Annotated in this window: 6 protein-coding genes and 1 pseudogene; 4 read left to right on the top strand and 3 right to left on the bottom strand. The window is 71.8% G+C overall.

What is annotated here, in order from left to right:
- Positions 1 to 25: 25 nt before the first annotated feature.
- Entirely contained in the window at positions 26 to 1,081 is a 1,056-nt protein-coding gene (glsA, locus tag BN4251_RS08770) for a glutaminase A (RefSeq protein ID WP_087484717.1), read from the bottom strand.
- 215 nt (positions 1,082 to 1,296) lie between these two features.
- Here glsA and pulA point away from each other — a divergent pair, with 215 nt between their 5' ends.
- From pulA to adh, 4 genes and pseudogenes are all read left to right on the top strand, one after another.
- On the top strand, positions 1,297 to 7,455 hold the full coding sequence (gene pulA, locus BN4251_RS08775) for a pullulanase-type alpha-1,6-glucosidase (protein ID WP_087484718.1): 6,159 nt from the start codon (positions 1,297 to 1,299) through the stop codon (positions 7,453 to 7,455).
- A gap of 342 nt (positions 7,456 to 7,797) precedes the next feature.
- Positions 7,798 to 8,292, top strand: a pseudogene (locus BN4251_RS08780) (Rossmann-fold NAD(P)-binding domain-containing protein); the annotation flags it as partial.
- A 336-nt stretch (positions 8,293 to 8,628) separates the two neighbouring features.
- The gene (locus tag BN4251_RS08785; RefSeq protein WP_087484720.1) at positions 8,629 to 9,993 is read left to right on the top strand and encodes a GAF domain-containing protein; all 1,365 of its coding nucleotides are present in this window, start codon (positions 8,629 to 8,631) and stop codon (positions 9,991 to 9,993) included.
- 213 nt (positions 9,994 to 10,206) lie between these two features.
- The gene (gene adh / locus BN4251_RS08790) at positions 10,207 to 11,730 is read left to right on the top strand and encodes an aldehyde dehydrogenase (RefSeq protein ID WP_087484721.1); all 1,524 of its coding nucleotides are present in this window, start codon (positions 10,207 to 10,209) and stop codon (positions 11,728 to 11,730) included.
- A gap of 55 nt (positions 11,731 to 11,785) precedes the next feature.
- Here adh and BN4251_RS08795 read toward each other — a convergent pair whose 3' ends face one another.
- Positions 11,786 to 13,843, bottom strand: a complete 2,058-nt coding sequence (locus BN4251_RS08795; protein ID WP_245810266.1) for an iron ABC transporter permease — start codon at positions 13,841 to 13,843, stop codon at positions 11,786 to 11,788.
- The gene (locus BN4251_RS18690; protein WP_245810267.1) at positions 13,840 to 14,892 is read right to left on the bottom strand and encodes an iron-siderophore ABC transporter substrate-binding protein; all 1,053 of its coding nucleotides are present in this window, start codon (positions 14,890 to 14,892) and stop codon (positions 13,840 to 13,842) included. Before BN4251_RS18690 ends, BN4251_RS08795 begins: the two co-directional genes overlap by 4 nt.
- Between the last annotated feature and the right edge of the window lie 25 nt (positions 14,893 to 14,917).

Consider the following 14,917-nt stretch of genomic DNA (forward strand, 5'->3'; position numbering starts at 1 on the left):
CCCCCGCGTGCGCCCCGCCTCGCCCTCACACCACGTGCGTGCCGGCCTCCATCAGCTCGACGGCGCGCTCCTCGAGATCGAGCGGCAGGGTGCCGTCGAGCATGTGCAGGGCGAAGTCGTCGCTGAGGCGCTCGAAGAACAGCGTGCCGCGCACGGAGTTGCCGTGGAGGTCGAGCTGCGGGGCATAGCTGGCGACACCGAAGCGGGAGGGCAGCGCGGCGATGATGCCACCGCCGACGCCGGACTTCGCCGGCAGACCCACCTCGCTGACCCAGTCGCCGGCGTTGTCGTACATGCCGCAGGTGAGCATCACCGAGAGCACCTGGCGGGCGGCGACGCGGGAGAACACCTCCTGGCCGGTGAGCGGGTTGGTGCCGCCCGAGGCGAGGGTCGCGGCCATCACGGCGAGATCGGTGACGGTGGTCAGCACCGCGCAGCCTTCGATGTAGCCCGCGACCACCTCGGCGGCATCCTCGGTCATCGATCCGGCCGCGCGCAGCATGTAGGCGAGCGCCAGGTTTCGATCGGCCATCGTCATCTCGGTGTCACGGGTTTCGGTGTGCAGGTCCAGCGGCCTGCCCGCGGCGCCCTCGAGCACCGTGCGCAGGCGCTGGGTGCGCTCGCCCTGGGTGGCGCCGAGCATCGCGTGCGTGCGGATCGCGCCGATGTTCACCAGCGGGTTCTTCGGCTTCTTGGTGTACGGGTCGAGGCTGAGGGCATTGAACTCCTCCCCCGTCGGCTCCTCGTCGACGACGGATTCGACGTACTCCACGCCGTGCAGATCGATCGCCGCGCCGTAGGCGAAGGCCTTGGAGATCGACTGCATCGGGAAGGCGTGGCCGGTGCCCGAGGCGGTGATCTCGCCGTCGATCGTGCAGACGGCGACGCCCAGGTGGTCCTCCCGGGCGCCGGAGAGGAAGGACAGCTCGGGGATGTCGCCGTCCTCCTCCGCGCTGCCGGAGATGCCGCGGTCCAGGAGCACCAGGTCGCCGGGGTCGTGCGCATCGGCGACATCGGAGGTCCGCGCAGAGGCGAGGGCGGTGGTGAGTCGATCGAGGTACGTGGTCAGTGCGCTGGTCACGCCTCGACGGTACAGCCCCCACCGACCTGAAAGTTCTTGCAGGTTTCACCGGGCCACTTGAGCATCTGACCTGCGTTGCCTACGGTGGTGCCGACGCTCACTGCACAGCTGCAGTCAGCGTTATGCAAGTTCTTGCAGGCCGGTGCTCCGCATTGCCTGCTTCCCCCCCCCGTCGGCCCCGGTCGACGCCGTTGCCCGGACAGAGGAGTCCCCGCATGTCGATCCCGCGGTCCGCCCGCCCGATGAGAACCCGTCTGCTCGCGATCGCCGGAGCACTGGCGATGGGCACGGCGACGGTGCTGGGCACCGCCCCGCTCGTGCACGCCGTCGGCCCCGGGCAGCCGGTGCTCACCGGCTCCCTGCAGGACGAGCTGGGCTGCGGCGAGGACTGGGACCCGACCTGCGAGGCCACCGCCCTTTCCCCCACCGACACGGCCGGGCAGTGGGAGTCGACCTTCGAGGTGCCTGCCGGGCAGTTCGAGGTCAAGGCCGCGATCGGCGGCGGCTGGGATGAGGCCTACGGCCTGGACGGCGGGGAGGACAACATCCCGCTGGCCGTCGCCGCGCCCACCCAGGTGACCTTCCGCTTCGATGCGGAGACCTCGCGGCTGTCCGTCGCACTGGCTGAGCAGGGCGGGGCGTACACCGAGGCGGACGACGAGCTCGCCGCGGCCCCCTACCGCCACCCCGGCGGCGGCCAGACCTTCTACTTCGTGCTCACCGACCGCTTCGAGAACGGCGATCCGAGCAATGACACCGGCGGCCTCGAGGGAGACCGCCTCGACCACGGCTTCGACCCCACCGATAAGGGCTTCTACCAGGGCGGGGACATCGCCGGGCTCCACTCCCGCCTCGACTACATCGAAGACCTGGGGATGAGCGCCATCTGGCTGACCCCGTCCTTCACGAACAACCCCGTGCAGGGCGAGGGCGCCGACGCGAGCGCCGGCTACCACGGCTACTGGATCACCGACTTCACCACCATCGACCCGCATCTGGGCACCAACGAGGAGCTCAAGGCGCTGATCGAGGACGCGCACTCGCGCGGCATCAAGGTGTACTTCGACATCATCACCAACCACACCGCGGACCTCATCGACTACGAGGAGGGCGAGTACGGCTACGTCGACCAGGCCACCGTCCCCTACCTCGACCAGGACGGGAACCCGGTGGACGTCACGGCGCTCGCCCAGTCCCCGGACTTCCCCGCCTTCGATGCGGAGACCTCGTTCCCCTACACCCCGGTCCGCTCGGAGCAGAACCGAGTGATGGTCCCTGAGGCGCTCAACGACGTGACGATGTACCACAACCGCGGCAACTCGACGTGGGAGGGCGAGTCCGTCACCTTCGGCGACTTCGATGGCCTCGACGACCTGATGACCGAAGACCCGCGCGTGGTCGAGACGATGACGGACATCTACACCACCTGGATGGACTTCGGGATCGACGGATTCCGCATCGACACCGTCAAGCACGTCGATTTCGCCTTCTGGCAGACCTTCACCTCCGCCCTGGTCGACCACCAGGCCGCGACCCCGGCCGGGGACCAGTTCTTCACCTTCGGCGAGGTGTACGACGCCGACGCGACGCTGCTGTCCCCCTACGTGCGGGACACCGAGATGGACTCGGTGCTCGACTTCGCCTACCAGGCCTCCGCGACCAACTGGGCCAAGGGCTACACCGCGCAGGGCATGGCCGGGCTGTTCGCCGCCGACGACCACTACACGACCGCAGACTCCTCCGCCGCGGACCTGCCCACCTTCCTGGGCAACCACGACATGGGCCGTATCGGGAACCTGCTCAGCAGCTCCGACCGGCTCGACGAGCGCGCCGCCTTCGCGCACGAGACCATGCTGCTGACCCGCGGCCAGCCCGTCATCTACTACGGCGACGAGCAGGGCTTCGTGGGCGACGGCAACGACAAGGACGCCCGTCAGTCGATGTTCGCCAGCCAGGTGCCGTCCTACCTCGACAACACCCTGATCGACGGCACCCCGTACGGGAGCGGCGAGCACTTCTCGACCGAGGCGCAGCTGTACCCGCTGATCAGCGAGCTCGCCACACTGCGCGGCGAGACGCCTGCGCTGTCCACGGGCGCGCAGATCGAGCTGTACGCCGAGAACGGCGCCGGCGTCTACGCCTTCTCCCGCGTGGACCGCGACGAGAAGATCGAGCACCTGGTGGCGCTGAACAACGCACCCGAGGAGCGCACCGTCACCCTCACCGCCCTCACCCCGGGCGCGAGCTACTCGCCGCTGTACGGCGACCACACCCCGGTGACCGCCGCGGCCGACGGGACCCTCGAGCTCACGATCCCCTCGCTCGGCGCGGCGGTCCTGGTGGCCGATCAGCCCGTCGCGCCGGCCGGTGACGCGCAGGAGATCACCCTGGATCTGGCCGACGGCGGGAAGGTCGAGGGACACGCCCCGATCTCCGCGACCGTGGCCGCGGACCGCTGGGCCGAGACCTCCTTCAGCTGGCGGGCGGCCGGTGAGACGGCGTGGACCCCGCTCGGCACCGCCGAGGACGACACCCCGCGCATCTTCCACGACGTGGCGGACCTGCCCGTCGGCACACTGATCGAGTACCGCGCCGTCTCCACCGACGCGAGCGGCGAGCGCGTGGCGGACTCCGTCACCGCGGTGGTGGGCGCGGACCTCTCCGCGACCGGTTCCCAGGACGGGGACACCGGCGAGGTCGATGAGCAGTCCGTGACCCTGCCCGGATCACACAACGCGGCGATGGGCTGCGCGGGCGATTGGCAGCCCGACTGCACCTCCGCCCAGCTGGGCCTGGACGCCGACTCCGGCAAGTACACCGGCACCTTCGACGTGCCCGCCGGCGACTACGCCTTCAAGGTCGCCATCGGCGGCAGCTGGGACGAGAACTACGGCGCAGGCGGCGTGCCCGGCGGCGGCGACATCACCTACACCCACGACGGCGGGCCGCTCACCTTCTGGTACGACCCGGTCACGCACGTCGTGCAGAACAGCGCCCAGGGCCCCTTCATCACCCTCCCCGGCTCGATGAACGCCGCGCTCGGCTGCCCCGAGGACTGGATGCCCGGGTGCATGCGCACCTGGATGCAGGACGCCGACGGCGACGGGATCTACACCTTCTCCACCGAGGACCTGCCCCGCGGGTCCTACGAGGTGAAGGTCGCCCATGGGGGATCGTGGGCGGAGAACTACGGCGTGGACGGCGTGCTCGACGGCGCCAACCACACCTTCTCCACCCAGGACGGAGAGATCGTGACCTTCAGCTACGACCTGGCCACCCATCAGCTGACCATCGAGGCCTCCGATCCACTGACCGCGGGTTCCGGCAAGCAGCTGGCCCACTTCGTGGACGCAGGCACCGTCGCCTGGCCCGCGAACCTGGTCAACGACACGAGCGATGTCCGCTGGGAGCTGTTCACCGCACCGGACGGCGGGATCTCCGTCGCAGGCGACGAGGTCACCGGCGGGCAGAGCCTCGGCGAGCTGACCCTGCGCGAGGGCGGCCTGGACGAGACCGAGCTCGAGGGCCGTGCGCATCTGCAGGGCTTTCTCGCCCTCGACCTGCCGGAGCTGGACCGTGAGGTGCTCGAGCAGGCGCTGCGCGGCGAGATCGTGATCGCCCAGCACGGGGCCGACGGGATCGAGGTCCACACCGGGCTGCAGATCCCTGGCGTGCTCGATGACCTCTACGCCGAGGACGCCTCCGCTCAGGAGCTCGGCGTGAGCTGGCAGGACGGCGTGCCGACGCTGGCTCTGTGGGCACCGACCGCTCAGACGGTGACCCTGCAGCTGCACGGCGCGGCCGAGTCCGTCGCCGACCCGTCGGCCGCCCGCGCCGCGGCGACCGAGATCGAGATGGAGCGCGGCCCGGGCGGGGTGTGGACCGCGACCGGCGAGGCCGGCTGGACCGATCAGGCGTACACCTACGCGGTGGAGGTCTTCGTGCCCTCCCTCGGAGAGGTCGTCACCAACACGGTCACCGACCCGTACTCGGTGGGCCTGACCCTGAACTCGCAGCACTCGGTGCTGCTGAATCTGGACGATCCGCGCTGGGCGCCCGAGATCTGGGCCGAGACCCCTGCCCCGACAGTCGACCAGTTCACCGACCAGACCATCTACGAGCTGCACATGCGGGACTTCTCCGCCGGCGACGAGGCCCTGCCCGAGGAGCTGCGCGGCACCTACGCCGCCTTCGGCCACCCCGACTCGGCCGGCTCGGCACGCCTGGCCGAGCTCGCCGAGGCGGGGATGACCACCGTGCACCTGCTGCCCACCTTCGACATCGCCACCATCGAGGAGGACCGCGCGGTCCAGGTCCAGCCGGACATCCCGGCCGATGCGGGGCCGTCATCCGAGGCGCAGCAGGCGGCGGTGACCGGGGTCGCCGACCAGGATCCCTACAACTGGGGCTACGATCCGTTGCACTACATGACCCCCGAGGGCTCCTACGCGACCGAGGGCCACGAGGTGGGCGGCGAGCGCACGCGCGAGTTCCGCTCCATGGTGGGCGAGCTGCACGCGATGGGCCTGCAGGTGGTGCTCGACAAGGTGTACAACCACACCGCCGCGCACGGCCAGGCGGACACCTCCGTGCTGGACCGCGTGGTGCCCGGCTACTACCACCGGCTCAGCCTCGAGGGCGCGGTGGAAACCTCCACCTGCTGCTCGAACATCGCCACCGAGCACGCCATGGGCGAGAAGATCATGGTGGACTCCACCGTGACCTGGGCCCGCGACTACGGGGTGGACGGCTTCCGCTTCGACCTGATGGGCCACCACAGCTCCGAGAACATGCTCGCCGTGCGCGAGGCGCTCGATGCGCTCACCCTCGAGGCCGACGGGGTGGACGGCGAGAGCATCTACCTCTACGGCGAGGGCTGGGACTTCGGCGAGATCGCCGGCAACGCACGCTTCACCCAGGCCACGCAGGGGCAGCTGGGCGGCACCTCGATCGGCACCTTCAACGACCGACTGCGCGACGCCGTCCACGGCGGCAGCCCCTTCGACACCGACAAGCGCACCGCGCAGGGCTTCGGCAACGGCCTGTACACGATGCCCAACGGCCACGCGGAGGCGAGCGAGGAGGAGCAGCTGGGCGACCTGCGGCACCGCACCGACCTGATCCGCCTGGGCATGGCCGGGAACCTCGCCGACTTCGAGCTGCTGAGCTCCTCCGGCGAGGTGGTGCGCGGTGACCAGCTGGACTACAACGGCGCTCCGGCCGGGTACGCCACCCGGCCCGAGGAGTCGGTCAACTACGTCGACGCGCACGACAACGAGGCGCTGTACGACCTCAACGTGTGGAAGCTGCCGCAGGACGCGCCGATGGACGTGCGGCTGCGGATGAACACGCTGTCGCTGGCCACCGCGACGCTCGGCCAGTCCCCATCCTTCTGGGCGGGCGGCACGGATCTGATGCGCTCGAAGTCGATGGACCGCGACAGCTACAACTCCGGCGATCACTTCAACACGATCGACTGGACCATGCAGGGCAACGGCTTCGGCGAGGGCCTGCCCCCGGAGGAGAAGAACGGCGAGGCCTGGGACCTGATGGTCCCGATGCTCGAGGATCCGGCCAAAACCCCCACGCCCGAGGACATCGAGCTCTCGAGCGAGGTCACCCTGGACCTGCTGCGCCTGCGCTCCTCCTCGACCCTGTTCACGCTCGGCGACGCGGGGCTGATCCACGAGAAGGTCTCCTTCCCGAACGCCGGCGCCGACGCCACCCCCGGCCTGCTGGTGATGCGGGTGGACGACACAGTGGGCGAGGACGCGGACCCCGCGCTCGACGGCCTGGTCACGGTGTTCAACGCCTCCGACGAGCCGATCACCGAGGCGATCGACGGCATGGCCGGTCTCGAGCACGAGCTGCACGAGGTCCAGGCCGACGGCGCCGACGAGGTGGTCAAGGGCGCGACCTGGGATGCCGCGACCGGCTCGGTCACCATCCCCGCACACACCGTGGCCGTGTTCGTGGCCCCGCAGGCCGGCGGTGAGCAGCCCGGTGGCGGGGACGAGGAGCCCGGTGAGGGCGACGGCGGTGACGGCGAGCAGCCGGGTGACGGCGAGCAACCGGGCGACGGCGAGCAGCCGGGCGACGGCGGCGAGGCACCCGGCGACGCTCCCGGCGCCGGTGACGAGGGCACGACGCCCGGCGACGGGGACGAGGACGACCAGGCCCCCGGCACCGGCGCGGGCACCGACACCGGCTCCGGCTCCGGCTCCGGCTCCGGCTCCGGCTCCGAGGAAGCGGCCGACGGGGGGCGCGGGCCGCTCGCCCGCACCGGGTACGAGCTCCTGCCGTGGGCGCTCGCGGTGACGCTCGTGCTCGCCGCAGGCATCGGCCTCACAGCCCGGGCCCGCCGCCGGGTCTGAGCAGGAAGCCCAGCCCACCAGGGGCCGCTCCCCCTCCCCGCCCGGCCGGGCGCCAGCCCACCAGCCACGGGCAGAAAAGTTCCACTCACCTGGTACTTTCCGTCAGGTGGCCGGGCGGCCGGACGGGCGGCCGGGCGGCGGGTCTGCACGGCTTCCCTCCCCCGCCACAGGCCGAAACGTTCCACCACGGTGGTACTTTCCGTCGCGTGGCCGGGCCAGGAGGTCGCGGGCTACTGCCGGGGCCCCGCAGGCCTCCGCCACTCGGCGAAAGGTTCCGCGTCAGCGGAACTTCTCGTCACCTGGCCGGACGGGCAGAGTGGACAGTAGAGCGCCGACGATCGGTTCCGGGTCCACCACGCGGCCTCGGTCGACGATGCCGTGGACGGCGCGGACATCATCACCACGTGCACGGCCGACAAGGCCCGAAACACGATCCTCGACCTCTCCCAGGTGCGGCCCGGCGTGCACCTGAACGCGATCGGCGGCGACTGCCCCGGCAAGACCGAGCTCGACGCACGGATCCTCGAGCAGGCGGGGGTGTTCGTCGAGTTCACCCCGCAGACCCGCATCGAGGGCGAGATCCAACAGATGGCCCCCGACTTCCCCGCCACCGAGCTGTGGGAGGTGCTCACCGGCGCCGCACCGGGCCGCACGAGCGCCGAGCAGATCACGCTGTTCGACTCCGTCGGCTTCGCGATCTCGGACTTCGCGGCGCTGCGCTGCGCCCGCGACGCGACCGCCGGCAGCGACCTGCAGGACGAGGTGGACCTGGTGGCCCGACCCGACGACCCCAAGGACCTGTTCTCCCTGGTGGACGTCCTGGCCCCGGTGAGCTGAGGATGAGCGAGCAGGCGCCCTCCCACGTCGTGCTCGTCCGTCCCCACCATTTCCGTCCGAACCCGCAGACCGCGGCCGACAACGCCTTCCAGCACGAGCTCACGGCGTCGGGGAGAGGGTGCTGGCGATGTCGACTGGGCGGCGGCGCAGCTCAGCTCGTCGCAGCGGCGCGTGATCGAGCGGTCGTGCCGGATCCTCGCGGTGCAGCGGTGCGCCGAGCCGTTGCTCCTCCCGCACGCACGGGGTACGGTCGGGCTCAGCTGTGACACGAGCGACGACGAGGTGGATCGTGATCAACGCTTTGCCCTTCGTCCCCTTCTCCCGGGACGACCTCGGATGACCGCCACCAGCTGGTCGCCGACGGATTCCGCCTACCAGGCGAGACTGCTGCGCGCCCATGAGGAGCTGCGCGAGCACTCCAACCTGCGCGGTGGCGGGACTGCGGTGCGCGAGCCGGTGCTCGCCTCCTGGCGCCGCTCCCTCGCCGCCGTCCCCACCGCCGACGCCGTGCCCACGCGCCCCGTGCTCGAGGGCGAGGAGCTCGCCGTCGCTCGGCAGGAGCACCTCTTCTCCGCCGTGCTGCCGCTGCTGCGCTCGCGGCTGATCGTCCCCGCTGTCGAGGCCGGGCTGATGGTCGCGCTCGGGGACGCCCGCGGCAGGCTGCTGTGGGTCGAGGGCAGGCCGCAGCTGATCTCCCGCGCCGATGACATGGGATTCGCCGCCGGCGCCGACTGGTCCGAGACGGTGATGGGCACCTCCGCCCCCGCACTCGCCCTCACCACCAGCTCCCCGATGCAGGTGGTGGGTGCCGAGCATTTCCACGAAGCGGTGCACCCGTGGAGCTGCAGCGCCGTGCCCGTGCTGCACCCGCACACGGGAGAGACCCTCGGCGTCCTCGACGTCACCGGGACCGCTGAGGCGGTATCCCCGCTGGTGCTGCCGCTGCTCGAGGCCACCGCCCGTGCCGTCCGGGAGGAACTGCGCAGCCTGCTGCCGGTCGCTGCCGCGATGGAAGAGCGCGCCAGCAGTGCTCCCGCGCCGCCCCGTCGGCCCCGGATCCTGCCCCGCTCGCCCTCCGCGCCGGCAGTGCCCGCCGCGCCGGAAGCGCCGGCACCCGCGGAGCTGCTGCTCACCGGCCGACGCACCGCCCTGCTGCGCCACGGCGGGCAGAGCATCGAGCTGAGCGGTCGGCACGCCGAGCTGCTGGCCCTGCTGCATCTGAGCCCCGACGGCATCAGCGGCGGGGAGCTCGCCGAGCAGCTGCACGGGAGCCTCCGCGCCGAGGGGACGGTGCGGGCCGAGGTGGTGCGGCTGCGCAAGGTGCTCGCGGCGGTGCCCGCGCTCGAGATCGCCTCACGCCCGTACCGGCTCACCGGTGCGGTGGTCAGCGACCTGAGCCGAGCCCTCGCCGCTCTCGAACACGGCGACCTCGATGCCGCCCTCGACCACGCCGCAGGCGACCTGCTGCCGAGCTCCGAAGCTCCCGCGATCCGTGCCCTGCGCGGCCGCACCGACGCCCACCTGCGCGAGCTGCTGCTGGAGACCGGCACCTCCGTCCAGCTGTGGCGCTACGCCCAGCGGCCCGAGGCCGACGGCGACCTCGAGGTGCTCATGGCGATCCTCGAGATCGCCCCGTCGGACGCCCCCGAGCGCTCCGCCGCCGCGGCCCGCGCCCGCGCCCTCCGCGGCGAGGGCGGCTGAGCCGCCGCCGCACCCCTTCCCGGCTCCGGGAGTGACGAAAGTGGGGTTATCCGCGCGTCATAACCACAGGTCTGACACGTTCGCGGGCGGAGATGGGGTGTGCGGGCGGGCACCCCCGCGGGCGCCGTCCGCAACGTTCGTGCAACGTGACGTGGATTACGGTGCTGGGCATCCGACGAGGACGTCGGCGCGCAACGCAGCGAAAGGAACGTCATGACCGTCTACGCACGTCCCGGCACCGAGGGCGCGAAGGTCACCTTCAAGCCCCGCTACGACAACTACATCGGCGGCCAGTGGGTCCCGCCCGCCAAGGGCGAGTACTTCGAGAACCCCACCCCGGTCACCGGCGAGATCTTCACCGAGGTGGCTCGCTCGACCTCCGAGGACATCGAGAAGGCGCTCGATGCCGCCCACGCCGCCGCGCCCGCCTGGGGGAAGACCTCGGTGGCCGAGCGAGCGGTGATCCTCAACAGGATCGCCGACCGCATCGAGGAGAACCTCGAGATGCTGGCGGTCGCGGAGACCTGGGACAACGGCAAGGCGATCCGCGAGTGCCTGAACGCGGACCTGCCGCTGGCGGTGGACCACTTCCGCTACTTCGCCGGCGCGATCCGGGCGCAGGAGGGCGCCCTCTCGCAGATCGACGATGACACCGTCGCCTATCACTTCCACGAGCCGCTGGGCGTGGTGGGGCAGATCATCCCGTGGAACTTCCCGATCCTGATGGCGGTGTGGAAGCTCGCTCCCGCCCTCGCGGCCGGCAACTGCGTGGTGCTCAAGCCCGCCGAGCAGACCCCCGCCTCGATCCTCGTGCTCACCGAGCTGATCGGGGACCTGCTGCCGGACGGCGTGCTGAACATCGTGGGCGGCTTCGGCGTCGAGGCGGGCAAGCCGCTTGCCTCGAACAGCCGGATCGCGAAGATCGCCTTCACCGGTGAGACCACCACGGGCCGCCTGATCATGCAGTACGCGAGCCAGAACCTGATCCCGGTGACCCTCGAGCTCGGCGGCAAGAGTCCAAACATCTTCTTCGACGACGTCGCGATGCAGGACGACGCGTTCTACGACAAGGCGCTCGAGGGCTTCGCGATGTTCTCCCTGAACCAGGGCGAGGTGTGCACGTGCCCCTCGCGCGCGCTGGTGCAGGAGGGCATCTACGACTCCTTCGTCGCCGACGGCATCGCGCGGGTGGAGGCCACGAAGCAGGGCGATCCGCTGGACACCGACACCATGATCGGTGCGCAGGCCAGCAACGATCAGCTCGAGAAGATCCTCTCCTACATCGACATCGGCACGCAGGAGGGCGCGAAGCTGCTCACCGGCGGCGGGCGCGCTGATCTGGGCGGTCACCTCTCGGGTGGCTACTACGTCACCCCCACGATCTTCGAGGGGGACAACTCGATGCGCATCTTCCAGGAGGAGATCTTCGGGCCGGTGCTCGCGCTGACCCGCTTCAGCGACTACGACCAGGCCATGTCGATCGCGAACGACACCCTCTACGGGCTCGGCGCCGGAGTGTGGAGCCGTCAGCAGAACACCATCTACCGTGCCGGCCGCGAGATCCAGGCCGGCCGCGTGTGGGTGAACCACTATCACAACTATCCGGCGCACTCGGCGTTCGGCGGGTACAAGTCCTCCGGCATCGGCCGCGAGAACCACCTGATGATGCTCGACCACTACCAGCAGACCAAGAACCTGCTGGTGAGCTACTCGGAGAACAAGCTCGGCTTCTTCTGACCCCGGGCCGGACCCCGGTCGCGGCCCCTCCGCCCTGCGTGGCGGAGGGGCCGCCTCATGCACGCGAGCGCCACAGCAGCCACACGAAGTACGGCGCGCCGAGCAGCGCGACCATCAGCCCGGCCGGGACCTGTGCGGGGGCGATGAGGGAGCGTCCCAGCGCGTCGGCGAGCCCCACCAGCGCGCCGCCCAGCAGCATCGCCACCGGTATCACGCGCAGGTGCCGCCCGCCCACCAGAGCGCGGGCCAGGTGCGGGGCGACCAGGCCCACGAAGCCCACCACCCCGACGGCGACCACGCTGAACGAGGCGAGCACCGCGGCGAGGCCCATCACCGCGAAGCGGGTGCGCTCCAGGCGCACCCCGAGCACGCGCGGGCTGTCCTCGTCGATCGCGAGCAGGTCCAGCTCCCGGTGCAGGGCCAGCAGCGCGGGCGCGATCAGCACCAGCGCGATCAGCACCGGGGTGACGTCGGCGAGGCTGCGCCCGTAGGTGGTGCCGGAGAGCCAGGTGAGGATCTTCGGGGTATCGAAGGGGTTCGCGCTCAGCAGCAGGAACGTGGTCAGGGCGCTCATCGCGTAGCCCGTGCCGATGCCCACCAGCACGAAGCGTTCCGGGGCCAGTCCCCCGCGCCAGGCCAGCAGCGAGATCAGCGCGAACGTCGCGACGCCCACCGCCACGGCGCACAGCACCATCAGGGGGCGGGAGCCGCCCAGCAGCGTCACCACGCCCGCCGCGCCGAGGCCGGCCCCGGCGGTGATGCCGAGCAGGCCGGGCTCGGCCAGCGGGTTGCGCACGGTGGTCTGCACGGCGGTGCCGGCCAGTGCCAGCGCCGCCCCGGCGATGACGGCCGCGCCCACCCGCGGCACCCGGTCGGTGAGCGCGCGGGCGATCAGCTCGGGGGCGGCGCCGCGCGCCCACAGCAGCAGGTCGCCGGTGCGCAGCCAGAGGCTGCCGGCGAGCAGGCCGAGCACCACCACCGCTGTCACCAGGACGGTCAGCACGGCGAGGACCAGCAGGACCCGTCGGCGCGAGCGCGGGCCGATGCGCGCCTGGGGAGGCTGTGCGGCGGGTCCGGAGTCGCGCAGGCGGCGGGCGAGCAGCACGATCATCACCGCGCCGAGCAGGGCGGTGGGGATGCCGGTGGGGATCGCGGCGGCGCCCTGCGGGGTGAGGAGGGCGCGCATGCCCGCATCGGCCAGCAGCACGATCAGTGCGCCGAGCAGGCCCGAGACCGGGATCAGCAGGCGGTGGCGGTTCACCGTGCCGACCAGGCCGCCCAGCAGCCGCGCGAGCACCGGCGCGCCGAGGCCGACGAAGGCGAGCGGGCCCGCGACGGTGACGGAGACGGCGGTCAGCAGCACCGCGCACAGCACCGCGAGGGCACGGGTCGCGGCGACCGGGATCCCCAGGGAGCTGGCCGCGTCATCGCCCAGGCCCAGAACGTCCAGCCGGCGCGAGAGCAGGAGCGCGCCGAGCAGGCACAGGGCGATCACCGGCAGGGCCCGCAGCGAGGCGTCGAGGTTCAGCTGGCTCAGCGAGCCGCTGCCCCAGGCGTACAGGCCGGTGGTCTCCGCCTCGAAGAGGATCAGCAGCATCGAGGTGCCGGCCTGCAGCGCCATCGCCACGGCCGAGCCGGCGAGGATCAGCCGTGTGGTCGAGGAGCCGGCGCCGCCCGCGATCGCGAGCACGAGCGCCGCGGCCGCGAGTCCGCCGACGAAGGCGACGCCGCCGGAGGCCCACAGCGGGACGGTCAGGCCGAGGGCCGCCACCGCGGTGATCGCGAAGTAGGAGCCGGCCGTGACCGCGAGCGTGTCCGGGGAGGCGAGGGGGTTGCGGGAGATGGACTGCAGCAGCGCCCCGGCGGCGCCGAGCGCGATGCCCACGGCGATGCCGGCGGCCAGGCGCGGCAGCCGCGAGGCCACGAGCACCTCGGCCACGCCCACCGCGCGCTCGGGGCCGGGCAGCCCGGCCAGGTGGCGCAGCAGGTCGATGACGCCGAGGTCGGAGGTGCCCTGGGTGAGGTGCCACAGCCCCACCAGCACCACCGCCCCCGCGAGCGCGAGGACGGTGACGGCCCCGACGAGGTGCCCGCCGGTGGCCCGCCGGGTCACGGAGCGGTGAGGGCGTCGACGTAGGCGTCGATGGCCTGCTCGGAGGAGCGGGGGCCGCCGAAGGTCCAGATGCCGGAGGGGAAGGCGTGCACGCGACCCTCCTCGACGGCGGGCAGGGAGGCCCAGATCGCGTTCTTCTCGAGCTCGGCGACGTAGCTGCCGTCGGGGTCCTCGTTGCCGGTGTAGAAGAGGTTCGCCTCCCCCACCTCGATGAATCCCTCGATGTCGCTCTGGCCGAGGCCGTAGACCGGATCGACCTCGCCGGGCCAGGCCGGGGTCAGGCCGAGCTCCTGCCCGATCGCGGTGAACAGGGCACCCTCGCCGAAGGGGCGCAGGGTCACGTTGCCGCCGTCGACCCAGCCGTCGAAGTACACGAAGTCGGTGGTGGGCAGGCCGGCGGCGGAGATCTCGCTCTTCGCGTCGGCGAGGTGCTGCTCGAACTCGCCGAGCACCGCCTCGGCGCGCTCGGAGCGGCCGGTGGCCTCGCCGATCATGCTGAACAGGCCGGTCATGTGCGCGATCGGGTCGGTCGAGTCGGCGCCGACGGTCGCGAGGACAGGCACGCCGCGCTCCTCGAGCCGGCCGAGGATCTCGTCGTCCTCGCCGGTGACCTCGACGATGACGAGGTCGGGGTCGTTGGCGAAGAGGGCCTCGAGGTCGGGCTCCTGGCGGGTGCCGACGTCCGCGGTGCCCTCGGGCAGGGTCTCCGCGCTGACCCAGGTGGTGAAGCCCTGGACGTCGGCGACGGCGACCGGTGCGACGCACAGGGTCAGCAGGTCCTCGGTCTGCTGCCATTCGAGCACGGCGACCCGCTCGGCCGGGGCGTCCAGCTCGACGGTGCGGCCCAGGCCGTCGGTGACGCTGACCGGGCCGGTCGACGTGGAGGTGTCATCCGCCGCGCAGGACTCGCTGAGCGCGGCGCCTGCGCCGGCCGAGGCCTGGGCGGCCTCGGGCACCTCGGTGGTGCCGCATCCGGCGAGGGCGGTCAGGGCGAGCACGGCGGTGGCCGCGGCGAGGACGCGGCGGGGACTGCGGGGGCTGCGGGGCATGGATTCTCCTGGAGCCCCTGGCGGG

Source organism: Brachybacterium massiliense (genome assembly GCF_900184245.1).
Classification (GTDB): domain Bacteria; phylum Actinomycetota; class Actinomycetes; order Actinomycetales; family Dermabacteraceae; genus Brachybacterium; species Brachybacterium massiliense.